24 protein-coding genes are annotated in these 26,517 nt (G+C 70.7%); 17 read left to right on the top strand and 7 right to left on the bottom strand.

Annotated features, from left to right (window positions below):
• Nucleotides 1-227: 227 nt before the first annotated feature.
• Nucleotides 228-1,286, bottom strand: a complete 1,059-nt coding sequence (gene ssd / locus FM051_RS27035) for a septum site-determining protein Ssd (protein ID WP_158848125.1) — start codon at nucleotides 1,284-1,286, stop codon at nucleotides 228-230.
• 488 nt (nucleotides 1,287-1,774) lie between these two features.
• Here ssd and FM051_RS27030 point away from each other — a divergent pair, with 488 nt between their 5' ends.
• From FM051_RS27030 to FM051_RS27005, 6 genes are all read left to right on the top strand, one after another.
• Nucleotides 1,775-2,587: an HAD-IB family hydrolase gene (locus FM051_RS27030; RefSeq protein WP_158848123.1), complete on the top strand. Its 813-nt coding sequence runs from the start codon at nucleotides 1,775-1,777 to the stop codon at nucleotides 2,585-2,587.
• A gap of 590 nt (nucleotides 2,588-3,177) precedes the next feature.
• A complete protein-coding gene (locus FM051_RS27025; protein WP_158848121.1) occupies nucleotides 3,178-4,905 on the top strand; it encodes a glycoside hydrolase family 3 protein in 1,728 nt (575 codons plus the stop codon).
• A 4-nt stretch (nucleotides 4,906-4,909) separates the two neighbouring features.
• Nucleotides 4,910-6,190 carry an exo-beta-N-acetylmuramidase NamZ family protein gene (locus tag FM051_RS27020; RefSeq protein WP_158848119.1) on the top strand — a complete coding sequence of 427 codons (1,281 nt, stop codon included), beginning with the start codon at nucleotides 4,910-4,912 and terminating at the stop codon, nucleotides 6,188-6,190.
• Between the two features lie 12 nt (nucleotides 6,191-6,202).
• Entirely contained in the window at nucleotides 6,203-7,864 is a 1,662-nt protein-coding gene (locus FM051_RS27015) for a serine hydrolase domain-containing protein (RefSeq protein WP_158848118.1), read from the top strand.
• Between the two features lie 109 nt (nucleotides 7,865-7,973).
• Nucleotides 7,974-8,891, top strand: a complete 918-nt coding sequence (locus FM051_RS27010; RefSeq protein WP_158848117.1) for a MurR/RpiR family transcriptional regulator — start codon at nucleotides 7,974-7,976, stop codon at nucleotides 8,889-8,891.
• The gene (locus FM051_RS27005) at nucleotides 8,888-9,823 is read left to right on the top strand and encodes an N-acetylmuramic acid 6-phosphate etherase (RefSeq protein ID WP_158848116.1); all 936 of its coding nucleotides are present in this window, start codon (nucleotides 8,888-8,890) and stop codon (nucleotides 9,821-9,823) included. Before FM051_RS27010 ends, FM051_RS27005 begins: the two co-directional genes overlap by 4 nt.
• Here the strand turns inward: FM051_RS27005 and FM051_RS27000 are convergent.
• Nucleotides 9,792-10,313: an Lrp/AsnC family transcriptional regulator gene (locus tag FM051_RS27000; protein WP_476655319.1), complete on the bottom strand. Its 522-nt coding sequence runs from the start codon at nucleotides 10,311-10,313 to the stop codon at nucleotides 9,792-9,794. The two genes, FM051_RS27005 and FM051_RS27000, sit on opposite strands and share 32 nt — an antisense overlap.
• A gap of 34 nt (nucleotides 10,314-10,347) precedes the next feature.
• On the opposite strand from FM051_RS27000, the gene FM051_RS26995 reads away from it, so the two are divergent.
• Both FM051_RS26995 and kynU read left to right on the top strand, forming a co-directional pair.
• Nucleotides 10,348-11,163, top strand: coding sequence for a tryptophan 2,3-dioxygenase (locus tag FM051_RS26995; protein WP_158848115.1), 816 nt, complete (start codon nucleotides 10,348-10,350; stop codon nucleotides 11,161-11,163).
• On the top strand, nucleotides 11,160-12,305 hold the full coding sequence (gene kynU / locus FM051_RS26990; protein ID WP_202919047.1) for a kynureninase: 1,146 nt from the start codon (nucleotides 11,160-11,162) through the stop codon (nucleotides 12,303-12,305). The genes FM051_RS26995 and kynU overlap by 4 nt, the downstream gene beginning before the upstream one ends.
• 146 nt (nucleotides 12,306-12,451) lie before the next feature.
• Here kynU and FM051_RS26985 read toward each other — a convergent pair whose 3' ends face one another.
• Nucleotides 12,452-13,177, bottom strand: a complete 726-nt coding sequence (locus FM051_RS26985; RefSeq protein ID WP_158848113.1) for a Fic family protein — start codon at nucleotides 13,175-13,177, stop codon at nucleotides 12,452-12,454.
• Between the two features lie 92 nt (nucleotides 13,178-13,269).
• On the opposite strand from FM051_RS26985, the gene FM051_RS26980 reads away from it, so the two are divergent.
• The 5 genes from FM051_RS26980 to FM051_RS26960 all read left to right on the top strand — a co-directional run bounded on the left by FM051_RS26980 (nucleotide 13,270) and on the right by FM051_RS26960 (nucleotide 18,826).
• Entirely contained in the window at nucleotides 13,270-13,839 is a 570-nt protein-coding gene (locus tag FM051_RS26980; protein WP_158848111.1) for a GNAT family N-acetyltransferase, read from the top strand.
• Between the two features lie 202 nt (nucleotides 13,840-14,041).
• A complete protein-coding gene (gene acs, locus FM051_RS26975; RefSeq protein ID WP_158848109.1) occupies nucleotides 14,042-16,021 on the top strand; it encodes an acetate--CoA ligase in 1,980 nt (659 codons plus the stop codon).
• Nucleotides 16,022-16,148: 127 nt separating this feature from the next.
• Nucleotides 16,149-17,345: a Na+/H+ antiporter NhaA gene (gene nhaA / locus FM051_RS26970; protein ID WP_158848107.1), complete on the top strand. Its 1,197-nt coding sequence runs from the start codon at nucleotides 16,149-16,151 to the stop codon at nucleotides 17,343-17,345.
• Nucleotides 17,346-17,414: 69 nt separating this feature from the next.
• Nucleotides 17,415-17,891 carry a phage holin family protein gene (locus FM051_RS26965; RefSeq protein ID WP_158848105.1) on the top strand — a complete coding sequence of 159 codons (477 nt, stop codon included), beginning with the start codon at nucleotides 17,415-17,417 and terminating at the stop codon, nucleotides 17,889-17,891.
• An 8-nt stretch (nucleotides 17,892-17,899) separates the two neighbouring features.
• A complete protein-coding gene (locus FM051_RS26960) occupies nucleotides 17,900-18,826 on the top strand; it encodes an alpha/beta fold hydrolase (RefSeq protein ID WP_158848103.1) in 927 nt (308 codons plus the stop codon).
• Between the two features lie 53 nt (nucleotides 18,827-18,879).
• Here the strand turns inward: FM051_RS26960 and FM051_RS26955 are convergent, their stop codons facing one another.
• From FM051_RS26955 to nth, 4 genes are read right to left on the bottom strand one after another with little or no spacing between them, the layout of a single operon-like run.
• Nucleotides 18,880-20,067: a MarP family serine protease gene (locus FM051_RS26955; protein WP_158848101.1), complete on the bottom strand. Its 1,188-nt coding sequence runs from the start codon at nucleotides 20,065-20,067 to the stop codon at nucleotides 18,880-18,882.
• Nucleotides 20,064-20,735, bottom strand: coding sequence for an NUDIX hydrolase (locus FM051_RS26950; RefSeq protein ID WP_158848099.1), 672 nt, complete (start codon nucleotides 20,733-20,735; stop codon nucleotides 20,064-20,066). Before FM051_RS26950 ends, FM051_RS26955 begins: the two co-directional genes overlap by 4 nt.
• Nucleotides 20,732-21,358 (bottom strand): TlpA family protein disulfide reductase, encoded by a 627-nt coding sequence (locus FM051_RS26945; RefSeq protein ID WP_158848097.1) that lies wholly within the window; start codon nucleotides 21,356-21,358, stop codon nucleotides 20,732-20,734. The genes FM051_RS26950 and FM051_RS26945 overlap by 4 nt, the downstream gene beginning before the upstream one ends.
• A complete protein-coding gene (nth, locus tag FM051_RS26940) occupies nucleotides 21,355-22,122 on the bottom strand; it encodes an endonuclease III (RefSeq protein ID WP_158848095.1) in 768 nt (255 codons plus the stop codon). Before nth ends, FM051_RS26945 begins: the two co-directional genes overlap by 4 nt.
• Nucleotides 22,123-22,445: 323 nt before the next feature.
• Here nth and FM051_RS26935 point away from each other — a divergent pair, with 323 nt between their 5' ends.
• From FM051_RS26935 to dnaN, 4 genes are all read left to right on the top strand, one after another.
• On the top strand, nucleotides 22,446-22,697 hold the full coding sequence (locus FM051_RS26935; RefSeq protein WP_015097743.1) for a hypothetical protein: 252 nt from the start codon (nucleotides 22,446-22,448) through the stop codon (nucleotides 22,695-22,697).
• Between the two features lie 198 nt (nucleotides 22,698-22,895).
• Entirely contained in the window at nucleotides 22,896-23,570 is a 675-nt protein-coding gene (locus FM051_RS26930; protein WP_033441932.1) for a Crp/Fnr family transcriptional regulator, read from the top strand.
• Between the two features lie 532 nt (nucleotides 23,571-24,102).
• Entirely contained in the window at nucleotides 24,103-25,341 is a 1,239-nt protein-coding gene (locus tag FM051_RS26925) for an MFS transporter (RefSeq protein ID WP_158848093.1), read from the top strand.
• Between the two features lie 48 nt (nucleotides 25,342-25,389).
• Nucleotides 25,390-26,493 carry a DNA polymerase III subunit beta gene (gene dnaN / locus FM051_RS26920; protein WP_158848091.1) on the top strand — a complete coding sequence of 368 codons (1,104 nt, stop codon included), beginning with the start codon at nucleotides 25,390-25,392 and terminating at the stop codon, nucleotides 26,491-26,493.
• Nucleotides 26,494-26,517 lie beyond the last annotated feature (24 nt).

Raw genomic sequence — 26,517 nt, 5'->3', positions numbered from 1 at the left:
CCGGGATGCCGCTTGACAGTCGGTTTCCGATCACAACTCACAAAGCACCCCCACTCCCGCCCCCGACCGCGAACCCGACCGCATGAAGCGAGCAGCCGGTCCGCGCCGGGGCGCGCACGTGAGGCGCGGACCGTTCACCGCACAGAACCGTCGACAGCGGCGTGGGGTGGTGGGGTCGGGTTGGAGCGCGGTTGCGATCAACAGGCCGATCAACAGTCACAGGCCGATCAACAGTCATGGAGTGCCGCCAGGACTTCTCGGGCCGCCTTCGCCAGGGGGCCGCGGGTGGTTTCGGGGAAGCGGCCGTTGTCCAGGGCTGTTGCCAGCCTCGGTTCCGGGCGCATGGTGGTGAGCAGGGGGACGTCCACCGCTTCGACCACCTGCGCGGTGGACAGGCCGCCCGGGGCTGGGCCTCGGACTACGGCTCTCAGCCGCACGCCGCGTTCGGCGGCCTGTTCGACCAACGTCTTGGCCGCCATGCACGCCTTGACGTCGGCCGGCACCACCAGGACCGCCAGGTCGGCTCGGTCGAGTGCGGCGCAGGCGGCGTCGGTCAGTTGGCGCGGTACGTCGCACACGACCGTTCCGCCGGCGCGCCGGCCGGCCTCGATCACCGCGACCACGGCATCCGGTTCCGGGCCGGGGCCGGTTCGGCCGCAGGACAGCACGGTCAGGCTCCCGCGCCTTCCGGTGCGACCCGGCAGCGCCGAGCGGAGTGCGGCGGCCGGGACGCGGCCACCGGTCAGCTGCAACGTGGGCCAGCGCAGGCCCTCCTGGCGTTCCGCGCCCAACGTCAGGTCGAGGCCGCCGCCCAACGGGTCGCAGTCGACGAGCAAGCCGTGGCCGCCTGTGGACAGCACGGCCTGACCCACCGCCACCGACAGCACCGACGCGCCGGCACCACCACGGGCGCCCAGGACCGCCAGGACCTTGCCCTCACCGACCGGACTGCCCTCGGCGGCGTCGGCCAGCACGGCGCGCAGCCGGTCGTGGTCGGCAGGTAGCTCCAAGACCTGCTCCGCACCCAAGGCCAAGGCACGCCGCCACGTCGCGGGATCGGGCGGACCGGCACCCACGACGTGAACACCCGGTCTGCGTGGGAACCCCGCCGCCGCGCACGCGACCACCGCCTCCTCGTCCAGCACCACCGCCGGAGCGCCGTGCCAACGACCGCGCAACGCGGTCACGTCGACCACCCGCTCCAACTCGCACCCGACGACCGCCGCCGCGTGCAGCACTTCCTCCACCAGACCCGCTTCGGCCACCAACGCCACCGGTCGCTTCATCCCGCCCTCCCCGTTGTCGATCTACGGGTCCCACGGTGGCGAGCGGTGAGGAAGGACACAACGGTTCATGATCAACATGTGGACAACCGGACCGGCTGTGGACAACCGAGGGCTCCGCGAGTGGACGCACGAGGGCCGACAGGGACAGCGCGGGACGGCCGCGGAACGGCGCGGCGGAAGATCGGAAGTCGATGCAAGAAGGGGCGCAAGTGCGCGGAGGTCCAGCGGAACGCCCCGGAAAACCGACCCCGGACATGGGACGACCCCCGCCAGGGGGGAGGGACGGGGGTCGTCATTGGTTCAGTCCCGGGGGGTCGGACTGAACCTGTCCGGTCGAGCCGGACCCGTCTACTGTATCCCCACAGGACAGGGTCATGCGTGTCTTCCGTTAGAGGGACGCGGAAAATTCGGTGGACCACACACTCAGTTCGTAAAGCACCGAACGACCACCGCCGCCGGTGCCGACCCGCCCGCCTTAAGCTGGACCGGTGACCGAGCACGCCACCGAAGGCAATCGAGTCGCCGCGTTCTTCGACCTGGACAAGACCGTCATCGCCAAGTCGAGCACGCTGGCGTTCAGCCGGCCTTTCTTCCAAGAGGGCCTGATCAACCGGCGAGCGGTGCTCAAGAGCGCCTACGCGCAGTTCGTCTTCATGCTGGCCGGCGCCGACGCCGACCAGATGGACCGGATGCGCTCGCACATCACCGCGCTCTGCGAGGGATGGGACGTCGAGCAGGTGCGCTCGATCGTCGATGAGACGCTGCACGACATCGTCGACCCCCTCGTCTACAAAGAGGCCACCCAGCTCATCACCGACCACAAGACCGAGGGCCACGACGTGGTCGTCGTGTCCGCTTCCGGCGAGGAGCTGGTCGCGCCCATCTCCACCATGGTCGGCGCGACGCACAGCGTCGGCACGCGGATGGTGGTCGCGAACGGCCGCTACTCCGGCGAGGTCGACTTCTACTGCGCGGGCGAGAACAAGGCGATCGCCGCCAAGCAGCTCGCCGAGCAGCACGACTACGACCTGAGCCGCTGCTACGCCTACTCCGACTCCATCACCGACCTGCCGCTGCTGGAGGCCGTCGGCCACCCGACCGTGGTCAACCCGGACCGCGCGCTGCGCAAGATCGCGGCACAGCGCGGGTGGCCGGTGCTGACGTTCTCCGACCCGGTGTCGCTGCGCGCCCGGATCCCCCGCCCGTCGGGCACGGCGGTCGCCGTCACCGCCATCGGTTTGGGCGCCGCTACGGCCGCGGGCGTGGCCTGGTACGGCCTGCGCAGGCGGCGTCGGAGCTGATTCACCCCGGCTTGCCCCGGTCAGCGGTACCTGCGGCCCCCACCCGCCGGGAACCACTGCCGGGAAAGCCTTTCCGCTACTGAACGTGGCTTGACCGGTGCACCCCATCGAGCCCTTGCTGTGACGCCGAACAGCTACTACAAATGGAGGTGCGGACCTCGGGTCGGCCAGGGACGAAGCGGAAGAGAAGCATCGTTCACCCCGACAGAGCTCCGTGCGCGGACTTCGAGACACCCACGCGCAGCACGCCGCGGGAGGCTTGTCGTCTAGGGCCTGCGTACCGGGACGCCGGACGCCGAGGCCAGGTTGGTACGACACGAGTTGCACGCTTGGTAACTCGGAAGCCCGCGCCGTTGACGGTGGGGCCCCTTACGAGGGTGCCCCACCGTTTTTGTGTGCCAAGAATTTGTGCCAAGAACTGAACAGCCGCCCGAGGCCGCCCGATCGGGTGACGCCCCCGCCTGCCGGATCTGTCGGTGCTCCCCGCCACAATGCCCACACAGCGCAACCCGTTGACCCGCCTCTGTGACGTGGGTAACTTACCGATTGTCACCACTTAGTGGTGGAAGATTTCCCAGTGGGAGGCCGCAGTGCTCCGTCCGCTCGTCGCCGTCGCCGTGGTCGCGGCTTCCGTCGCGACACCACCCGCGCAAGCCGCGCCGACAGGATCCCAGGGCATCGGGGTGCACAGCCTCACCGCCCTGGTCGAAGGCATGTCGCTGGAGCAGAAGGTCGGCCAGCTGTTCGTCACCTACGTGCACGGCCAGTCATCGGACGAGGCGCACCCCGGCAACCTGCGCGACTTCGGCGTCGCCACCCCGGCCGAAGTGGTGGCGAAGTTCCAGCCGGGCGGTGTCATCTACTTCAACAACTCGAGCTACGACAACATCGACACCCCGCGCCAGATCGCCGCCCTCTCCAACGGCCTCCAGGCGGCGAGCCGCATCCCGCTGTCCATCTCCACCGACCAGGAGATGGGCATCGTCACCCGCATCGGCGCGCCCGCCACCCAGTTCCCCGGCAACATGGCCCTCGGCGCGGGCCGCAGCACCGCGGACGCCGAGCGCGCCGCCCGGATCACCGCCCGTGAGCTGCGGGCCATGGGCATCACCCAGAACTTCGCGCCGGACGCGGACGTCAACTCGAACCCGGCGAACCCGGTCATCGGCGTGCGCTCCTACTCCAGCGACCCGGCGTTGGCGGCCGAGATGACCGCCGCCCAGGTGCGGGGCTACCAGGGGCGTTCCCTGTCCAGGCACGTGGTGAGCGCGACCGCCAAGCACTTCCCCGGCCACGGCGACACCGACCAGGACAGCCACGCCACCCTGCCGAAGGTCGACCGCACCGAGGCGGAGTGGAGCGAGCTGGACGCCCCGCCGTTCAAGGCCGCCATCGCCGCGGGCATCGACTCGATCATGACGGCGCACATCCAGATGCCGAAGATCGACCCTTCGGGTGAACCGGCGACGCTCTCCAAGCCCGCCATCGACCTGCTGCGGGAGAACCTGGACTACGACGGCGTGGTCATCACCGACTCGCTCGCCATGGCGGGCGTGCGGCAGCTGCACTCCGACGCCGAGATCCCCGTGCTGGCCCTGAAGGCGGGTGTCGACCAGCTGCTCATGCCGGTGAACCTGCAGGTGGCCGTCGACAGCGTGCTCGCGGCGGTCCGCGGCGGCGAGCTGACCGAGCGGCGCATCGACCAGAGCGTGCTGCGGGTGCTGCGGATGAAGTTCCTGCGCGGGATGCTCACCAGCCCGCCGGTGGACGTCCAGAAGGTCGATTCGGCCCTCGGCACGCCCGAGCACCTGGCCGCCGCACGGCAGATCGCCGACCGCACCATCACCGCCGTGCGCAACGACGCGGGCGTGCTGCCGCTGGCCGCCAAGCCGACGTCCGCGCTGGTCACCGGCTGGGGCGAGACGACGAGCCGCACCCTGGCCGCCGCGCTGGGCGGCACCGCGCTGCCCACCGGCACCGCGCCGACGGAAGCGCAGATCACCGCCGCCGTGCAGGCCGCGGCCAACGCGGACCTGGTCGTCGTGCTCACCAACGCGCTGTCCCGCCAACCGGCCCAGCAGACCCTGCTGACCAGGCTCCTCGCCACCGGCAAACCGGTCGTCGCGGTGGCCGCGCAGAACCCGTACGACGTGGCGCACACCGCCGCGCCGACGTGGCTGGCCACCTACTCCTACGGCGCGGTCTCGATGCAATCGCTGGCCAGGGTGATCACCGGCGAGGTGACGCCGGTGGGCAAGCTGCCGGTCGCGGTGCCCGGACCGACGCCGTACCCGTTCGGCCACGGCGTGGGTTGGTGACCCGGTGGACCGCAGGCACTTCCTCACCGCAGGCGCCCTCGCCGTACCCGCGTTCAGCGCCCTCGACGCCGACAATCCCGATCACTCCGATCACTCCGATCAGTCCGACCGGCTTGACCGGCCCGACCGCCCGCGCGCGGTCAAGACCGGGGCCGAGCAGCTGGCCGAGGACGGCTGGCGGCGGTTCGCGGGCCGCAAGGTCGGCGTGGTCACCAACCCGACCGGCGTGCTGCGCGACCACACGCACATCGTCGACTCGATGGTGGCCGCCGGGCTGAAGCCGCACGCCGCGTTCGGCCCCGAGCACGGCTTCCGCGGCACGGCCCAGGCGGGCGGCTCGGAGGGCGACTACCTCGACCCGCGCACCGGCGTCCCGGTCTACGACGCGTACGGCGCGAACGCCACCAAGCTCGCCGGCATGGTCGCCAAGGCGGGCGTCGACACGCTCGTGTTCGACATCGCGGACGTCGGCGCGCGTTTCTACACCTACATCTGGACCATGTACACGGCGATGCAGGCCGCCGCCGCGACCGGCGCGCGGTTCGTGGTGCTCGACCGCCCGAACCCGGTCGGCGGCACGGCCAGGGGCCCGCAGCTCGACCCGGCCTACGCGACCGGTGTCGGCCGCAAACCCGTGGTCCAGCAGCACGGCATGACGATCGGCGAGCTGGCCCGCCTGTTCGACGCCGAGTTCCTGCCCGTCGACGGCGGCGGGCTCAGCAGCCTCGAAGTGGTCGACGTGAAGGGCTGGAAGCGGGACGACCTGCACTCCGGCATCCCCTGGATCGCGCCGAGCCCGAACATGCCCACGCACGACACCGCGCTCGTCTACCCCGGCACGTGCCTGTTCGAAGGGCTCGTGTTCTCCGAGGGCCGCGGCACCACCCGCCCGTTCGAGACGATCGGCGCGCCCGGCCTGGACTGGCGGTGGGCCGAGGACCTCAACGCGCTGGCGCTACCGGGCGTCCGGTTCCGGGAGACCTACTTCACGCCCACGTTCAACAAGTTCGCGAACAAGCTGTGCGGCGGTGCAGCCCTGCACCTCACCGACCCGCACAGGTTCGACGCGGTCCGCACCGCGGTGGCCATGATCGTCACGGCGAAGGCCCGGTACCCGGAGGTCTTCGCCTGGCGGCCGGACAACTGGATCGACAAGCTCAGCGGCTCGGACCGGCTGCGCCGCATGGTGGACGCGGGCGCGGGCACCGACGAGGTGGTCGGCGCCTGGGCCGACGAGCTGGCCGCGTTCGAACGCACCCGCCGGCCGTACCTGCGCTACCGGTAGATGGAGACAGCGATGCGCATCCCTGCCCTGCTGATCGCTACGACCACGTTCGTCACGACGCTGCTCACCACGCCGGCGCACGCCGACCGCCGCGAGGCCCGCTTCGACCAGCCGCACGACGGCTGGTCGCACAGCGTGCTCCGACCGGGTACACCAGAGCGCGTGGGACTCGACCCGGCTCCGCTGGACGCCGCACTGGCGCAGATCGAGCGCTACACCGTCCCCGACGCCACCGGGCACCCCCTGTTCTCAGGCGCCGTCACGCTCTACGCGCACGACGGCGTCGTGGTCACGCACGAGCCGGCGGGCTGGGCGGTCCGCTACGCCGACGCGGCGGGCACCGAGCTGCCCGAGGCCGAGCGGGTGCCGATGGACCGGGACACGATCTTCGACCTGGCCTCGATCTCCAAGCTGTTCACCTCGGTCGTGGTGATGCGGCAGCACGAGCTGGGCCGGTTCGGGCTGGACGACCCGGTGGCCCGCCACCTGCCGGAGTTCGCGGTCAACGGCAAGGAGTCGATCACCGTCCGGCAGCTGCTGACCCACACGTCGGGCCTGGTGGCGTGGCTGCCGCTGTGGTCGCAGTACCCGGACGTCCCGTCCCGGCTCAAAGCCGTGATGGACACGAAGCCCCGCAGCGCGCCCGGCGCCACGTACCTGTACTCGGACCTGAACCTGATCACGCTGGGCCTGCTGGCCGAGAAGTGGTCCGGCAAGGAGCTGGACGAGCTGGTCCGCGACGACATCGCGCGTCCGCTGGGCCTCCAGGACACCGGCTACAACCCGCCCGCCGCCAAGCTCGACCGGATCGCGGCCACCGAGTACCAGGCGGGCCGGGGCGTCATCCGCGGCACGGTCCACGACGAGAACGCCTGGTCGCTGGGCGGGGTCGCGGGCCACGCGGGCGTGTTCTCCACGGCGCGCGAGCTGGCCACGCTCGGCCAGACGATCCTCAACGGCGGCGTTCACGCGGGCAGGCGGATCCTGCGCGAGGACACCGTCCGGCTCATGCTCACCGACTTCAACCAGGGCTTCCCCGGCAACTCGCACGGCCTGGGCTTCGAGCTGGACCAGCGCTGGTACATGGGCGCGCTGACGTCGCCGAGGTCCGCCGGGCACACCGGCTACACGGGCACCACGCTGGTGCTGGACCCGTTGTCGCGGTCGATCGCGATCCTGCTGACCAACCGGGTGCACCCGACCCGCAACTGGGGCTCGATCAACCCGGCGCGGCGCGTGGTGGCCAACGGGCTGGCGCAGGCGCTGGCGGTGCAACCGCGGCACGGCACGGCGTGGACGCCGGAGGCGGACGGCGCCACGTTGACCACGCGCGACCTCCCGCAGCGGTCCGCGACGCAGCGGCTGTCGTTCTGGGCGTTCGTCGACCTGGACCCCGGCGACAAGGTCGTGCTCGAGGCGACTGACGACGGGGCCACCTGGCGCGACGTCCAGGTGTTGGCCGGTTACGGGCAGCGGCGGTGGCACAAGGTCGAGGTCGAGACGGCGTCGGCGGTGAAGTACCGCTGGCGGTACGTCCGGGGCACGACCTCCTACGGCGGGCGCGGTGTGTACGTGGACGCCGTGCGGGTCACCGACCAACGGGGTGTGGCACTCGACGGCGAGCGCGAGCCAGCGGGTTTGCACCCCGAAGGGTGGCGCTCTGCGGCCCGTTAGTCACACACGGACAGCGGGATCCCGCCAAGCGGTGCGATTCGGTCACGGTTGGGGTGAGTTAGGCCCACCCTGCGTTGACCGCACGTTGAGCGGTTAGTAAGTTTCCCACGTGTCCACCGAAAGTACCGCCGACTCGAGCCCCCTGGTCAAGATCCGTTCACTCCTGCCGGGCCTGGCCCGCGCGGAACAGCGGGTCGCCAAGGTCGTGCTGGACAACCCGGCGACCGTCGCACACCGCAGCATCACCGAGGTCGCCGAGGCCGCGGGCACCAGCGAGACCACGGTGACCCGGTTCTGCAAGGCCATCGGCGTCGGCGGCTACCCCGAGCTGCGCATAGCGCTGGCCGCCGACACGGCCCGGACGTCCATGCGCACGGACCGCGACCTGGGCGGCGACATCGGCCCCGGTGACGACCTGCGGCAGGTGGTGGGCAAGGTCGCGTTCGCGGACGCGCGGGCGGTCGAGGAGACCGCCGAGCAGCTGAACGTGGAAACGCTCGAAGCGGTGGTCGAGGCGGTCGCGGGCGCGGGCCGGGTGGACGTCTACGGGTTCGGGGCCAGCGCGTTCGTCGCGTTCGACCTCCAGCAGAAGCTTCACCGGATCGGGCGAGTGTGCTTCGCCTGGAACGACACGCACATCGCGCTCACGTCCGCCGCCGTGCTCACCGAGGCCGACGTCGCGGTCGGGATATCGCACACCGGCTCCACCTCGGAGACCGTCGAGGCGCTGAGGGTGGCCAAGGAGCACGGCGCGACCACGGTGGCGCTCACCAACTTCCCGCGCTCGCCGATCAGCGAGGTCGCCGACCACGTGCTGACCACGGCGGCGCGCGAGACCACGTTCCGCTCGGGCGCGATGGCCAGCCGGATCGCCCAGCTCACCGTGATCGACTGCCTGTTCATCGGGGTCGCGCAGCGGCACGTGGACAGCGCCAAGACGGCCCTCGAAGCGACGTACGACGCGGTCTCGGGGCATCGCCTCGGGGCGCGTCCGGACGGCAGGCGGCGCCGGGAGTCCGGTAAATGACGCCGCCCCGGCACGATGTCGCGGTCCGCGTGGAATCCCCCACCGAGGCCAGGAACCCGCGCACCGAGGACATCGACCGGCTCTCCACGCTGGACGTGCTCCGTCTGATCAACACCGAGGACCACCTCGTCCCCGACGCCGTCGCCGCCGTGCTGCCCGAACTGGCGCGCGCCGCGGACCTCGCCGTCGGCGCGCTGCGCGCGGGCGGCCGGGTGCACTACGTCGGCGCGGGCACGTCCGGCCGGCTGGCCACGCTCGACGCCGCCGAGTTGGTGCCGACGTTCAACGCGCCGCCGGACTGGTTCGTCGCCCACCACGCGGGCGGCCGGGAAGCCCTGGTCAACGCGGTGGAGGACGTGGAGGACCAGGCGTCGAACGGCGCCGCCGAGATCCGTCGGCACGCGGCGGCCGGTGACCTCGTGCTGGGCGTCACGGCGTCCGGCCGCACGCCGTTCGTGGTGGCCGCGCTGGAAGAGGCCCGCACGATCGGCGCGCACACGGTCCTGGTGTCCAACAACCCGACCGCGCCGCCACCGGTCGAGGTGGACGTGCTGATCGCGGTCGACACCGGGCCGGAGGCGATCGCGGGTTCCACCCGGATGAAGGCGGGCACCTCGCAGAAGCTGGTGCTGACGTCGTTCTCCACCGCCGTGATGATCCGGCTCGGCCGCACGTACTCGAACCTCATGGTGTCGATGCGCGCCACCAACGCCAAGCTGCGCGGACGCACCGTGCGCATCCTACGTGAGGCGACCGGTCTGGGCGAGCAGGAGTGCACGACCGCGTTGGCCGACGCGGGCGGCGACCTGAAGGTGGCCCTCGTGCACCTGTTGGCCGACGTGCCCGCAGCGCGCGCTGCGGAGGCGTTGGAACGCAACCAGGGTCACGTCCGGCTGGCGCTCAGCCAGCTAGCACAGGGCGCCACGGGATAGGCGTCGAGAGCACCATCGCGCTGGACGTCTCGCCGTAGCCGCCCAGCCGCACGAGCAACCGCTCCAACTCGCTGATCGACGTGGTCACCACCTTCACCACCGAGCAGATGTCGCCGGTCAGCCGCACCACCTCCACCACCTCGGGGCAGTCGTCCAGCAGCTCCGGGTGCACCGTGATGCACCGCGGCCCGTAGCACTTCATCCGCACCAGGGCGACCACCGACCGCCCCACCGCCGTGGGGTCGACGGTGGCGCGGTAGCCGGTGATGACGCCCGCGTTCTCCAGCCGCCGCACCCGCTGCGCCACCGTCGGCGGCGACACGTGCACGCGCCGCGCCAGCTCGTTGTACGACAGCCGCGCGTCCTCCTGCAGGGCCTCCAACAGGGCCCAGTCCACGCCGTCCAGTTCGATGCTCATGACTGCAAAGCTATTGGCCCTGATGCTTGCCGGTCGTAAGAACTTGCCGGTGAAAGACCTTTTGTTGGCCATTCAGATCACCTGAACACGCCGTCATGATGAAGACATGACTTGCCCGGTCGCACCCAAACTTGATTTCGGCGGCACGACGCCCTACGAGGACTACGTGCACGCCTCCGTGCTGCACTCGCTGCAGCAGCAGTGGTCCGACGACCCGCGTGAGATGTCGTTCCTGGTGATCACGCAGGTCATGGAGCTGTACTTCGGGCTGCTGTGCTTCGAGTGGCGGCAGGCCAAGAAGGAACTGCGCGCCGACGACGTGCGCGCCGCCGTCCGCACCCTGCGCCGCAGCGATCTGCACATGCAGGCCCTCAACGCGGCGTGGCGGCCGATCGCCCGGATGACGCCCGCCGAGTTCAACTCGTTCCGCGACGCCCTCGGCGAGGGCTCCGGCTTCCAGTCCGGCCGGTACCGCGAGGTGGAGTTCCTGCTCGGCGAGAAGTCCCGGTCGCTGCTCGTGCCGCACCGGGCCGTGCCGCGGCAGCACGACGCGCTCGAAGCGCTGCTGCACGAGCCGAGCCTGTACGACGACGTGCTCGCCGCCCTGCACCGCCAGGGCCTGCCGATCCCCGCCGAGGTGCTGGAGCGGGACGTCAGCCAGGCGTACGAGCCGAACGCCCAGGTGGAGGCCGTGTGGGCGGACATCTACCGCAGCGGGTCCCGTGACCTGCTCGAACTGGGCGAGGCGTTGACCGACATCGCCGAGGAGTTCGCCCGCTGGCGTTACGACCACCTGCTCGCCACCCGCCGTTCGATGGGCGCGAAAACCGGAACCGGTGGTTCCGCGGGGGTTGCGTGGCTGGAGAAGCGCACGCAACGCTCTGTCTTCCCCGAGCTGTGGACGGCTAGGAGTCACGTATGACGCGTATGACCGACCCGTTGGCGACCGACCCGTTGGCGCACACCCGCGACCTGTTCGACCTCGACGACGACGTGGTGTACCTGGACGGCAACTCGCTGGGTGCGCCGCCGAAGGCCGTTGCCGAGCGGGTGCAGGACGTGGTGCGCAACCAGTGGGGCCGACGGCTCATCCGGAGCTGGTCGGAGGGCTGGTGGGAGGCGCCGGAACGGGTCGGCAACCGGATCGGGCGGCTCGTCGGCGCCAAGCCGGGGCAGGTCGTGGTCGCGGACTCGACCAGCGTGAACCTGTTCAAGGCGCTGATGGCGGCGGTGCGCAACACCGATCGCATGGAGATCGTCGTGGACGCCGGGACGTTCCCGACCGACGGGTACATCGCGCGGTCGGTCGCCGAGCTGACGGGTCTGGCTTTGCGCCCGGCGCCGCCGGAGGAGCTGGACCTGCGTGACACGACGGCGGTCGTGCTGCTGAACCACGTCGACTACCGCACGGGTCGGTTGCTGGACATGGCGAAGCTGACCGAGCAGGTGCACGCGGTGGGCGCGAAGGTCGTGTGGGACCTGTGCCACAGCGCGGGCGTGCTGCCGATCGAGCTGGACGCTCTCGGTGTCGACCTCGCGGTGGGGTGCACGTACAAGTTCCTCAACGGCGGACCGGGCTCGCCCGCGTTCATCTACGTGCCGAAGGCCGCCCAGCACGCGTTCGAGCAGCCGTTGACCGGGTGGACGGGCCACGAGGTGCCGTTCGCGATGTCGCCGGAGTACACCCCCGACCCCGGCGTGTCCCGCGCCCGCGTCGGCACACCGGACATCATCTCGATGCTCGCGCTGGACGCCGCCCTGGACGTCTGGGACCACGTAGACCTCAAGGACGTGCGCGCCAAGGGCCTACGCCTGACTGACCACTTCCGCGGCCTTGTCCAAGACCTCCCGGGCATCGAGGTGATCACCCCGGCCGACGAGTGGCGCGGCCACCAGATCTCCCTCCGCCACCCCGAAGCCGGCCGCCTCATCGACCAGCTGATCGAACGCCAGGTCATCGGCGACCACCGCCCGCCCGACGTCCTCCGCTTCGGCTTCGCCCCGCTCTACAACACCTTCGACGACGCCGAACGCGCCGCCACCACCCTAAAAGAACTCCTCTAACCCGAGAGTCGAACGCTCAGAACGCGAGAGTCGAACGTTCAGGTACCCCGAGTTCAACACTCAGGTTCGGCGGCCGCTGTCGTGAGCGTTGAACTCGGGTGTTCTGAGCGTTCGACTCTCGGGACCTGAACGTTCGACTCTCGCGGTTAGGGGGTGGCGGTGTCGGCGATGCTGCGGGCTTCGCGGGCGCCGGCTTCGAGGGCTTCGCACCAGAAGAGGATCCAGCGGGTGATGCCTTCGGGGTCGCCCGTTGAGAAGCCGTGCAGGGCTGAGGCGTAGTCGTTTTGACGACGTAGGCACAGGACCTCGGGGACGCCCAGGGATTTGGGGTCCAGGCCGGTGGCGATGGAGGCCAGGCGGGACGCGGCGCGCGCGACGACGCCGTTGGCGGTGTCGAACGGTGCCATCGACATCAGCTCGCCGTGCACCACGGCCACGTGGAGGGGACCGGGGACGGACGTACCGCCGGTCACCAGGTGGGCCAGCAGGTCCAGGCGCTCGGAAACGCCCGGGGCCAAGCGGGGGCGGCCGAGTTCGCCGCCCAGGTCGGCGCCGGCCAGGACGTGCAACCGCGCCAGAGCCTGCAACGGCGCCCGCTGCCACGTCGGCAGCACCACGCCCAGCGCCTCGGCCACCCGCAGCGCACCCGCCAGCACCGGATCGGACACCGATCCGTCGAACGGGATGGCGGTCGGCCCGCCGTCCAGGGCCGCCGACGCACGGGCGGCACGCACGGACGCCTCGGCCGCGGTGGTCGCCCAGCCACGCAGGTTCACCCGGTGCCGGTGCACCTGGAACACGGCGTCACGCGCCGCCGCGACGGCGTCGGCCACACCGGGCAGGTCCAGCAACGGGGCAAGCGGATCGGTCACGCCGGAGCACACTACCCGCCGGTAAGTGGCCACGAGGAACGAACCGGAAATGGCTATTCAAAGTAGCCACTAACGCAACTACCGTCCAAGGCATGAACTGGTACGACCGCCCGGTGCTCATCGGCAACCACGTCCGCCTCGAACCCCTGTCCACGGATCACGCCGAGGGCCTGCACGCGGCGGGCAAGGACCCGGAGATCTGGACCTGGCTCAGCACCCGCCAACCGGTCACCGTCGAGGGCACCCGCGCCTACATCGAGCAGCGCCTGGCCGACCGCACGCAAGTGGTCTGGGCGCAGATCGACCCGCGGACGAACGAGGTCGCCGGCACGACGTCGTACTACGAGATCGACCCGAAGCACCGCGGCCTCTACATCGGCCACACGTGGATCGGCACGCGCTGGCAGCGCACCGCGCTGAACACCAACGCCAAGTTCCTCCTGCTCCAACGCGCGTTCGAAGACCTGGGAGCGCACCGCGTCGGCTGGCACACCGACCTGCGCAACGAGCGCTCCCAACGAGCCATCGAACGCCTGGGCGCGACCCGCGAGGGCGTCCTCCGGGTGCACCGGGTCAGACCGGACGGCACGCTGCGCGACACAGTGGTGTACTCGATGACGGCGGCCGAGTGGCCCGACCTGAAGGCCAAGCTCACCACGTGACGCGAGTCACGCCAGGTGCCGCTGGTCGCAACCTACGTGTCGTTCGGCGGAATCGCGGTGGTCAAGGGGCACGGGTCGGGTTACACAGTTACCCACGCGTTTCGAACTCGGCCGAAATTGGTCTGAACCTTTTGGGTGCGCAGTGACCTGAACCGCACTACGGTCAGTGCGCATCCCCACGGATTCAGGAGGTCCGCCCACCATGACAGAGCCGCAAGCCGCCGCCCTGGACAACCTGTTGACGGAGAACAGGACGTTCCCGCCGAGCGAGGACTTCGCCGCGCAGGCCAACGCCACCGCCGCGCTGTACGAGGAGGCGGATGCCGACCGCGAGGCGTTCTGGGCGAAGCAGGCCGAGCGGCTGTCCTGGGCCACCAAGTGGGACCAGGTCCTCGACTGGTCGCAAGCCCCGTTCGCGAAGTGGTTCGTCGGCGGCAAGCTGAACGTCGCCTACAACTGCGTCGACCGGCACGTCGAGTCCGGCCACGGCGACCAGGTCGCGATCCACTGGGAGGGCGAGCCCGGTGACAGCCGCGCCATCACCTACGCCGAACTCCAGCGCGAGGTCTCCAAGGCCGCCAACGCCCTGATCGAACTGGGTGTCGGCGCCGAGGACCGGGTCGCCATCTACATGCCGATGGTCCCCGAGGCCATCTTCTCCATGCTCGCCTGCGCGCGCGTGGGCGCGATGCACAGCGTGGTGTTCGGCGGCTTCTCCGCCGAGGCCCTGCGCACCCGCATCGAGGACTCGCAGGCCAAGCTCGTGATCACCACCGACGGCCAGTACCGGCGCGGCAACCCGGCGGCGCTCAAGCCCGCCGTGGACGAGGCCGTGGCCAACGCGAAGAGCGTCGAGCACGTGCTGGTGGTCAAGCGGACGAACTCCGACGTGGAGTGGACCGAGGGCCGCGACCTGTGGTGGCACGACGTCGTGGACCGGCAGGCCGACCAGCACACGCCGGAGGCGTTCGACTCCGAGCACCCGCTGTTCATCCTCTACACCTCGGGCACCACGGGCCGCCCCAAGGGCATCCTGCACACCTCGGGCGGCTACCTGACCCAGGCGTCGTACACGCACCACAACGTGTTCGACCTCAAGCCGGACACCGACGTGTACTGGTGCACCGCCGACATCGGCTGGGTCACCGGCCACAGCTACATCGTGTACGGCCCGCTGTCCAACCGCGTCACGCAGGTCGTCTACGAGGGCACGCCCAACACCCCGCACGAGGGCAGGCACTGGGAGATCGTGCAGAAGTACGGCGTCTCGATCTACTACACCGCGCCGACGCTGATCCGCACGTTCATGAAGTGGGGCGCGGACATCCCCGCCAAGTACGACCTGTCGTCGCTGCGCGTGCTGGGCAGCGTCGGCGAGCCGATCAACCCCGAGGCGTGGATCTGGTACCGGGAGACCATCGGCGCGGGCAAGACCCCCGTGGTGGACACCTGGTGGCAGACCGAGACCGGCGCGATCATGATCTCGCCCCTGCCCGGCGCGACGTCCACCAAGCCCGGCTCGGCGCAGCGCCCGCTGCCCGGCATCGGCGCGAAGGTCGTGGACGACCAGGGCAACGAGGTCCCCAAGGGCGGCGGCGGCTACCTGGTGCTCGACCAGCCGTGGCCGGGGATGCTGCGCGGCATCTGGGGCGACGAGGAGCGCTACCGCGAGACGTACTGGTCGCGGTTCGCCGACCAGGGCTTCTACTTCGCCGGTGACGGCGCGAAGTACGACGCGGACGGCGACATCTGGCTGCTGGGCCGGGTGGACGACGTGATGAACGTGTCCGGGCACCGGATCTCCACCACCGAGGTCGAGTCCGCGCTGGTCTCGCACCCGACGGTGGCCGAGGCGGCGGTGGTCGGCGCGACCGACCCCACCACCGGCCAGGGCATCGTGGCGTTCGTGATCCTGCGCGGCGGGGTGGCCGAGGGCTCGGACGGCGCGGAGGCCATCAAGGCGCTGCGCGAGCACGTGGCCAAGGAGATCGGCCCGATCGCGAAGCCGCGGCAGATCATGGTCGTGCCGGAGCTGCCGAAGACCCGGTCAGGCAAGATCATGCGCCGGCTGCTGCGCGACGTGGCGGAGAACCGGCAGGTCGGTGACGTGACCACGCTCGCGGACTCGTCCGTGATGGACCTCATCTCCAGTGGCCTGAAGTCCGGCGCGTCCGAGGACTGAGAGCACGTCCCAGGCGGGTGCCCTTCCGTTCGTCGGCAGGCACCCGCCTGGGTTAGGGTTGTCTCCGGAGAGCCGGGAAGCCTGGTCGGCACGAGGATGATCCGTAGCCGACCCACCGGAGTCGATCTTGAACCGCACGCGCAACGCCGCCACCGAGTTCGCGCGCTTCCTGCGCACCGAGACGGTCGGCGGGATGATCCTGCTCGCCGCCACCGCCGTAGCCCTGATCTGGGCGAACTCGCCCGTGTCCGGTGCGTACACGGCGTTGCGCGACTTCCACGTCGGCCCGGAGTCGCTGCACCTGAGCCTGAGCGTCGGCGACTGGGCCAAGGACGGGCTGCTCGCGATCTTCTTCTTCGTCGCCGGACTCGAGCTCAAACGCGAGCTGGTGATCGGCGAGCTGAACAACTTCAAGGCGGCGATCCTGCCGGTGGTGGCCGCGGTCGGCGGCATGGTCGTGCCCGCGGCGGTCGCGCTCGGCGTCGGCTGGGGTGAGCCGGGGATCGAACGGGCGTGGGCGATCCCGGTGGCCACGGACATCGCGTTCGCGCTGGGCGTGCTGGCGATCACCGCGTCCGGTCTGCCGAACAGCCTGCGGTTGTTCCTGCTCAGCCTGGCCGTGGTGGACGACCTGGGCGCCATCCTGCTGATCGCGGTGCTGTTCACGGCCTCGTTCAACCTGGTCGCGGCGGCCGTCGCGGTGGCGTTGCTGGCGCTGTACGCGTTCCTCCAGCACAAGCGGGTGACGACGCCGTTGCTGTACGTGCCGATCGCGATCGGCACTTGGGTCGCCGTGCACGAGGCGGGCGTGCACGCCACCATCGCGGGCGTCGCGTTGGCGCTGCTGACCCGCGTGCGCAAGGACCACTACGAGCACGAGGCACCGGCGTTGCGGCTGGAGCACCGGTTGCAGCCGTGGTCGGCGGCCGTGGCCGTGCCGGTGTTCGCGCTGTTCGCGGCCGGTGTGCCGGTGAACGGCGAGGCGTTGGGCGCGTTGTTCTCCGACCGGCTGGCGCTGGGCGTGATGCTCGGTCTGGTGGTGGGCAAGCTGGTCGGCATCGTGGGCGCGTCCGCGTTGGCGGTCCTGCTCAAGGCCGCCGTGTGGCCCAACGGTGCCGGGCCGCGCGACATCATCGCGGTGGCCATGCTCGGCGGTGTCGGCTTCACGGTGAGCCTGTTGATCTCCGATCTGGCGCTGGACGGCGCAGCCGCCGAACAGGCCAAGGCGGCGGTGCTGCTGGCGTCGTTGGCGGCCTCGTTGCTGGCCTCGGTTTTGTTGGTCCGGCGCAGTCGGGTGCACCAGAGCGCCGACGACGACGCGTAGAGACGCGCAGATCGGTGGAGATCAGCCAGTCGAACGGCCCCGGTGAAGCGTGCATGGCACGATGACCCGGTGACCAGCGCTCGGGAGAACACCAACGGCAGCGGACTGCCACCTGTTCCGTCGATCCCGTTGACCGCGGAGAGCGCGGCGAAGATCGCGGAGGAAACGTCCATCGGCGGCCTGGTGCGCGACGCGACGGCCCACCTGTCCACGTTGGTCAGGGCCGAGGTCGAGCTCGCCAAGTCCGAGGTCGCGGGCGAGATCAAGAAGGGTGTGAAGGGCAGCGTCTACTTCATCGTCGCGCTGACGGTGCTGCTGTTCAGCACGTTCTTCGCGTTCATGGCCCTGGGCTTCTTCTTCAGTGACGTGTTCGGCTGGGCGGTGTCGTTCTCGTTCCTGATCACGTTCCTGCTGATGCTGGCCACGGCGGGCTTCTTCGCCTTCCTCGGCTACCGCAAGGTGAAGAAGCTGCGCGCGCCGCAGCGGACCATCGACTCGGCCAGGGACACCGTCGCCGCCCTCACGCACCGCGGCGAAGGCCGCTGAGCCGCGCCGTGCGGCTGCCACCGGACCCGTCGACCGCACGGGTGCCAGGCCCGTGGGCGCACCGCGACGTGTCCGCGAACGGCATCCGCCTGCACGTCGCCGAGATGGGCGAAGGGCCGCTCGTGCTGCTGCTGCACGGGTTCCCGGAGTTCTGGTGGTCGTGGCGGCACCAGCTGGTCGCGCTCGCCGAGGCGGGCTACCGGGCGGTGGCCGTGGACCTGCGCGGTTACGGCGATTCGGACAAACCGCCGCGCGGGTACGACGGGTTCACGCTGGCGGGCGATGTCGCGGGCCTGGTCAAGGCGCTCGGTGAACCGCGCGCGCACCTCGTCGGCCACGCCTGGGGCGGCATGCTGGCTTGGACGGTCGGCGCCATGCACCCCCGCCTGGTCTACTCGGTGACGGCCCTGTCCGCGCCGCACCCGCTGGCGCTGCGCCGTGCGATCCGCCGTGATCCCCGCGGTCAGGGACGGGCCAGCGCGCACCTGTTCCGGTTCCAGCTCCCGATGTACCCGGAGCGGTGGCTGACCAAGGAGCGCGGCGCGGCGGTGGTCGGGATGCTCCGCGCCTGGGGCGGTCCGAAGTGGACGGTGTCGCCGGAGTTCGACGAGGTGGTGCGCCGCAACCGCGAGGCGGTGATGGTGCCCGGTGTCGCGCACAGCTCGATGGAGTACTACCGCTGGGCGGTGCGTTCCCAGCTGCGCAGTGACGGACGGCGCTTCGCCGAGGCCGTCGACCGCCGGCTGGAGGTCCCGGTGCTCCAGCTCCACGGCGCGCTCGACCCGGTGATGCTGGAGTCGACGGTGTCCGGTTCGGACGCGTGGACCGGTGCGCGCTCGTCGTACCGGGTGCTGCCCGAAGTGGGGCATTTCCCGCACCAGGAGACGCCGCACACGACGAGCCGGATCATGACCGACTTCCTCGCCGAGATCTGAACCGGCGGGTGTGAGGCGGCAGCGGATCAGGCCGCCGCACCCACGGCGAACGGTTACGAGGCGCAGGTCTGGGTGGACGCCCGCCGCACCATCGTCGGCGCCTTCGCCACTTCCTCCGCGACTTCCTGCGCGGTCAGCACGAAACCGGTCTCCTGGTCGTCCACGGCCGCGCCGAACACCACGCCCATCACCCGGCCCTGCGGGTCGACCAGCGGGCCGCCGGAGTTGCCGCTGCGCACCGTCGCCCGCACCGTGTACACGTCCCGCGTCACGGTCTGCGCGTCGTAGATGTCCGGTCCGCGCAGCATCTTGATCCGCTCCCGGACCCGCGCCTCGGACGCCGTGTACGGGCCGTCCAGCGGGTAGCCCAGCACGATCCCGTCCTCGCCCGGCGCGATCTCGTCGGCGCGGAACTTGAGCGGCGTCGCCTCCAGGTCCGGCACGGCCAGGATCGCGATGTCGGTCTGCGCGTCGTAGTGCACGACCGTCGCGTCGAACTCGCCCGGTCCGACCTCGACCGTCACGTCGGTGGTGCCCGCGACCACGTGCGCGTTCGTCATGACCCGCTCCGGCGAGATGACGAACCCGGTCCCTTCGAGAGCACGTGAGCAGGACGGCGCGCGCCCGCGCACCTTCAGCACACTGGGTTCCAGCTTCCGCACGATCGGGTCCCTGATCAACGCCGGGTTCGGCGGACCGACCTCCCGCAACGGGGTCTGGTTGAACGGGTCCATCGCGGCCGGGAAACCGGACACGTCGAACAGGTTCTGCAGGTCGTCGGACAACGTCCGCGCCGCCTGCGGCATGGTCTCGTCCACCGTGGACAGGATCACCGACTGGTTCAGCGCCTTCGCCAACGACGGCAGGCCCGCGACCATGGTCAGCGGCAGCGCGATCATCCAGGCCACCACGAACACCACGGCGCCCTGCACGATCGCGCCCAACGCGTTGTCCACGCCGCGCAAAGGGCTGGAGTTGACCCGCGGTTTGATGGTCCGGCCGACGTACACGCCCAGGGTCTCGCCCAACGCGACCAGCAGCACCACGACGCCGACCGCGAACACGACCTTGGTCACCACGTTGTCGAACTGGGCGACCACCAGCGGCGCGAGTTGCGTGCCGAGCAGCAGGCCGATGAGCACGCCGACGAACGCCGGCAGCGCCACGACCATGCCCTGCCGGGCGCCCGAGACCGCGGCGAAGGCGGCCAGCGCCAGCACGAGCAGGTCAACCCAGTTCACGAAACCTCCGTCGCACGCAAGGCCAGGTCGAGATCACGCACGTCCGCGGTGTCCCACGGCCGTTCCCAGCCGCCCAACGCGAGCAGCCCGTTGAGCAGACCGGCGGTGAAGCCCCACACCAGCATGCCCGGTGCGGAGAAAGCCGGACCGATGTAACCCGACGGGTGGCTCACGCGGAACCTGTTCGTCGGATCCGACAGGTGCGCGATCGGCACCCGGGCCACGGCGGCGGTCTCCGCCGGGTCGACCGGCGCGACCGGTGACGGCTCGTCCCAGTGCGCCAGCACCGGCGTGACGACGAACCCGGACACCGGCACGTACAGCTGCGGCAGCGTCGCGACGGGCCGGACGCCCTCGCGCAGCACACCGGTCTCCTCGAACGCCTCGCGCAGCGCCGTGTCCACCGGGCCGTCGTCGGTCGGGTCGGACGCGCCGCCGGGGAAGGCGACCTGGCCGGGGTGCGAGCCGAGGGTGTCGGCGCGGCGCAGCAGCAGCACGTCGGGACCGTCCGGGCCGTCGCCGAACAGCATGAGCACGGCGGCGGGCCGTCCGGTGCCGTCGGGCGGCGGCGAGATGCGGCTGAAGGCGCGGGCGTCGATCTCGGCGGTGGCCTTGACGAGCCCGCTCATCCACTCCGGCACGTCGTCCGGGTCCACCAGGGCGGTCATCCGACCACCTCGCGCACCTGGTCCACCGACTTGAACACCAGCGGCTCGGTCACCTCGGTCAGTGATCCGTCCGCCTCGACGACGTAGCTCAAGGGCAGCCTCGGCGGCGGGCGCACGGCCTTGCGCGCCCCGTCGGCCGGGTCGAAGACCGACGGCAGGTGAACACCGAGTTTCGCCATCAGCTCCAGACCGTCAGCCTCCTTGCTCTCCACCAGGATCGTCACCACCGGCACCGCGCCCGGTTGCTGCGAGTAGGTGTCGAGCACCTTCAGTTCCTCTTGACAGGGAACGCACCAGGTGGCCCAGAAGTTCACCAGAACCCGGCCGGACAAAGTGGACGCCATGTCCACGGGGCTGCCGTCGCCGAGGCACACGGCCGCGACGCCGCGCAGCGCCTGAGGTCCTCGCGCCTCCGGCGCCGGTGCGTTCCGGGGGCACGGCCGCAGCGCCGCTCGGCCGCGCACGACGCCCAAATCCGGTGTCGGCCGGGTCTGGACGTGCGGCTGGCCCGACCCCGGGCCTGGGCCCTGGCCGACCGGGTCCGCCGAACGCGGCCACAGCGCGACCACCCCCGCCACCGCCAGCACCAGGACGACGACGGCCCACCGCGCTCCGGCGCTCACGCCAGTTTCTCCCCGGCCCGCACGCGTTCGGCGAGTTCGATCAGGTGCGGCGCTTCCTCGCCCTTGACCAGCTTCTGCGCCTTGGCCGGGTCTACCTGGCCGATGCCGTAGGACGGGCACTGCGGCGCCAGCAGGCACGCGCCGCACGCGGGCGTGCGGGCGTGGCAGACGCGGCGGCCGTGGAAGATCGTGCGGTGCGAGAGCTTGGTCCACTCCTTGCGCTCGACCAGTTCCCCGATGGCGTGCTCGACCTTGACCGGGTCCTCCTCCTGGGTCCAGCCCCAGCGGCGGACGAGCCGGCCGAAGTGGGTGTCGACCGTGATCCCCGGCACACCGAAAGCGTCGCCCAGCACCACGTTCGCGGTCTTGCGGCCCACGCCGGGCAGCGTGACCAGGTCCTTGAGGTTGCCGGGAACCTCGCCGTCGAACCGTTCCACCAGCGCGGCGCCCAGGCCCATCAGGGACGTCGCCTTGTTGCGGTAGAAGCCGGTCGGCCTGATCAGCTCCTCCAGCTCGGTGCGGTCGGAGGAGGCGTAGTCGGCCGCCGTGCGGTAGCGGTGGAACAGCTTGGGTGTGACCTGATTCACGCGGACGTCGGTGGTCTGCGCCGAAAGCACGACGGCGACCAGGAGCTGCAGCGGATCTTCGAAGTCCAGCTCGCAGTGCGCGTCCGGGTAGCCCTCACCGAGGACCCGCACCATGCGACGCGCCCGGCGGACCAGCCCCAGCCGCGTCTCCGGCTGCTTCACCGCGCTCTTCGCCATGCTGCGAGATTACTGCGTCCGATTGCGCCGCCTCTGGCGTCGCGGGCTCGGTCGCCTGGAGGTCGGCCGCTCGCGCCTGATTTCCCGACGATCGAAGGGCGTGATCGCCGGGAAATGAGTCGCGAACGACCGACGCGACCTCGCGTCTTCCCCGGCGATCTCGTCCCCCCGCGACGCCGGAGGCGGCGCGATCAACACGGCGAAGCAACGGCGAAGCAACCTCGTGCCGAGTGCGCACGTCCTTTGAACGACCTCGAACCGACACGCCGGAACGACCCCCCTTCACCGCGCGCCGAACCGGATGCGCAAGGATCGGAGCCATCATGACTGCCTGGTTCGTCATCGCCGTTCCGATCGTGATCATGTTCTTCGCGCTCTTCATGGAGCGCGTTGAAGCTCGTCTTCGGCACGTCGCCGTGCAGGAGGACGAGGTCGAGGAGTTCCTGGAGTCGGCCCGTCCCGACGAGGTCAGGGCGCTCTACGGGCACGGCATCGGCCGCGCGCTGGAACTGTTCCGGCTGCGCAGGCTGGGCGGTCGTGCCAGGAACCTGCGTCAGCGGCGTACCCGCCGCTAAGCGGGGAAGGACCGGCGAGGCCCACGGGGTCAACCCCCGCGGGCCTTATCGGGCTGTCCGGGCCATGTGGGACGGCGCGCCGGACGGCGATCCACACCACAGCCCTTAGACTGCACTCAGTGATCGGCGGCAGGCGCAGATCCGCCAGAAGGCGGAACGCGCTCAACCATGCCGCCGCGTCTCGACAGGAGGGACGAGGTGGACGAGACCCTGGCCCGCGCGGGCATTTTCCAGGGGGTTGAACAGGCCGCAGCGGAGGCACTGGCGCAAACGCTGGAGTCTGTTGAATTCCCGCGTGGCCACGTGATCTTCGCGGAAGGCGAGCCGGGAGACCGGCTCTACATCATCCAGTCCGGCAAGGTGAAGATCGGCCGGAAGTCGCCGGACGGCCGGGAGAACCTGTTGGGGATCTTCGGCCCGTCCGACATGTTCGGCGAGCTGTCGATCTTCGACCCCGGTCCCCGCACGTCCACCGCCACCACGGTGACCGAGGTGCGCGCCGTCAGCATGGACCGCCCCGCGCTGCGGCAGTGGATCACCAACCGGCCGGAGATCGCCGAGCAGTTGCTGAGGGCCCTGGCCCGCAGGCTGCGCCGGACGAACTCCATGCTGGCGGACCTGATCTTCACCGACGTGCCCGGCCGCGTGGCGAAGGCGTTGTTGCAGCTCGCGCAACGCTTCGGCAGCCAGGAGGCCGGCCTGCTCCGGGTCACCCACGACCTGACGCAGGAGGAGATCGCCCAGTTCGTCGGCGCCTCGCGCGAGACGGTGAACAAGGCACTCGCCGACTTCGCCCACCGCGGTTGGCTCCGGCTCGAGGGCAAGAGCGTGCTCATCCTCGACCCCGAGCGCTTGGCTCGCCGCGCCCGCTAGGTCGTAGTAGAAAAACAACAAGACCGGGCGCCGCCCCCGACGCGGCGCACCGGTCTTGTTGTCGCGCGGCCCATCCCCCGACAGACCGCACCTTTCCACACATCCGGCGCCCGCAGGCCCCGACCCTCGTAGCGCCGGAAGGAGGCTTGGTTACCCGCTGCTGTCACGCACGAAACGGGCAGGCAGTGGGTGCCTCAACGATCGCACGTCACCTCCCCCGCAACTCAAGCCCGTTCACCCTCAAGGACCCTCTGTTCAGCGGTTTTGCCGCATGCTTTCACCCGGTCATCCCATTGTTGTAACCGAACTGCAATCCACTCCCAGGTGGTGGACGCGGTCAGACCGGGTGACGCCGAGGTGGAGGGTCACAGCCCGTCGCCGTTCGGCCGATCGCCGCGGTGCCGGCCGGGGGTGACCTCCAGGGCGATCTCCAGCGTGACGGTTCGAGTGATCGCTTGTAGTGATCACCGGGTGACGGATCGCACCGACAATTGACTGGTACGGGCGTACCAGTCAGGGCATACTGGTACACATGTCCCACTCTGCTCGCCTCTCCGACTACCGCACCGCCCTGACCACACCCGGAATGCGCGGCCCCGTGGTCGCGTCCCTGCTCGCCCGCCTGCCGATCGCGATGGTCGGCCTCTCGCTGCTGCTGTACGTGCAGCGCGAGACCGGTTCGTTCGCCGCGGCGGGTCTGGTGTCGGCGTCGTCGCTGGTGGGTGTCGCGGTCGGGTCGATCGTGCAGGGCAGGTTGATGGACCGGATGGGGCCGACCCGCCCGTTGCTCGGCGCGGTGTCGTTGTTCGCGGTGTTCGTGACGCTGGCGATCGCCGCGGTCGAGGCGGGCGCGGCGCTGGCCGTGCTGGTGCCGGTCGCGTTCGCGGTCGGGCTGACCGAGCCGATGGTCGGTTCCGCGTCCCGCGCGCTGTGGTCGCAGGTGCTGCCCGCCGGGCCCGCGCGGCTCGCCGGGTACGCCTACGAGGCGATCAGCATGGAGGTGTTCTTCATCCTCGGTCCCGGTCTGGCCGGGCTGCTGGTCGCGGCGCCGTGGGCGGGTACCGGTGTGGTGATCGGCGCGGTGTCGATGGCGGTCGGCGCGCTGTGGTTCGCCCTGAACCCGACGGTGCGCGGGGTGCGGCCTACGCCCATCGGGCGGAGCTTGCTGGGCGCGTTGGCGTCGCCCGGGATGCGCACGGTGGCGTTGGCGGCGTTGGGCTTCGGTGTGACGATCGGGTTCATCGAGGTGGCGGTGCCCGCCGCGGCGGCGCAGGCCGGTCACGTCGGCATGGGCGGGCTGCTGCTGAGCCTTTGGTCGGTGAGCTCGGTGATGTTCGGGATCTTGTACTCGATGAAGCCGTTCCCGCGGGCGATGCACCTGCGGCTGCCGGTGCTGCTCGGTGGGTTCGCGGTGCTGTCGCTGCTGCTCGCCGTGCCGACCGGGCTGATCGGGCTCGGTGCCGCGCTGCTCGTGGTCGGCACCCTGATCACGCCGCAGGCCACCAGCCACTCGGCCGCGATCGAGCAGGTCGCGCCCCCTGGGACGGCCACCGAGGCGTTCGGCTGGGTGGTGACGGCGGTGACCGTGGGGTTGGCGATCGGCCAGTCGGCGAGCGGTCAGCTGGTCGAGTCGTACGGCACCGGTGTGGCGTTCGTCGCGGCGGCGTTGTCCGGCTTCGCGATCGCGGTGCTGGTGTGGGTGTTCCGCGGCACGGTGGCGGCCGGCGTGCCGTTGCCGAGGCAGGACGAACTGGCACTGGCGGGCCGCTGACCTGGTCTTATCCGGGAATTGTCGGTGGTCGGGTCTAGCGTCGCCGACATGGACCTGACCGCCACCACGGCCGACCTGGCCGGCGCCGCCGCCGATGTCGCCCGCCTGCTGCCCACGAGGGTGTTCGACCCCGTGCTGGCCGGCCTCGTGCTGCGCGCCGACGGCCACGGGGTCGAGCTGGCGGGCAGTGATCGTGAACACGCCGTCCGCCTGACACGTCCCGCGACGGTGCACGTGGACGGCGCGGTGGTGGTGCCGGCCAAGCCGCTGGCGGACACCCTCCGCAGCCTGGAAGATCCGCAGGTGAGGCTGGTCGTGGAGGGTTCGCGCCTGGCCGTGCGCACGTCGACGGCCCGCTTCGCCCTGCCGTTGCTGGACCTGGCGTCCCACCCCGGCATCCCGCCGCCCCCGCCCGAGGTGGGTTCGCTACCGGCGCGGACTCTCACGTCGGCTCTGGTGCCCGTGTCCGGCGCGGCGTCCAAGGACGACGCACTGCCGATGTTCACCGGCGTCCGGCTCCACGGCGCGGGTGGGCGGCTGGAGTTGATTGCCACAGATCGTTACCGAATGGCATTCGCTTCGCTACCGTGGGTGCCGACAGGCGAGCTGGACGTCCTGGCGCCGGCGGTGGTGCTGGCCGAGGCGTCGAGGCAGCCGGACCGCGATGCCGAGGTGGCAGTGCACGCAGATGCCGACCGCATCGCCCTGTCGTGGGCGGGCGGGAGCGTGAGCACGGCGCTGCTGGCGGCCCCGTTCCCCGACGATCGAGTACGGAAGCTGCTGGAGGCGGTCATCGACAGCACGGTGTTGGTGGAGGCTGATGTGCTGGCGGGCGCGGTGCGACGGGCAGTCCCGTACGCCGGGCCGCACGGCTCGGTCACGCTCCAGGTGGATGACGGGGAGCTGCGGGTGCGCGGCAGTGATCCGCAGAACGGCGAGTCGGAGGAGTCGATCAAGGCGACCATCGACGGCAACAGGGTCACGAAGACCTTCCAGGCCAGGTACCTGGCCGATGCCCTGCGTGCCTTCAGCGGCCGGCGGGTGGAACTCCGGATCCAGGACGGTCTCCGTTCCACGGTGCTGACGTCCCAGGCAGGGGACGACGGCGTGGAGCTGACTTACCTGGTCGTCCCCCTGCGAACGGTCTCCTGACCACTGCCGGGGCAAGGCGCTCGG

The organism is Saccharothrix deserti (assembly GCF_009769385.1).
GTDB lineage: Bacteria > Actinomycetota > Actinomycetes > Mycobacteriales > Pseudonocardiaceae > Actinosynnema > Actinosynnema deserti.
Note: the sequence above shows the minus strand (reverse complement) of the source record. Positions and strands in the feature narration are given on the sequence as shown.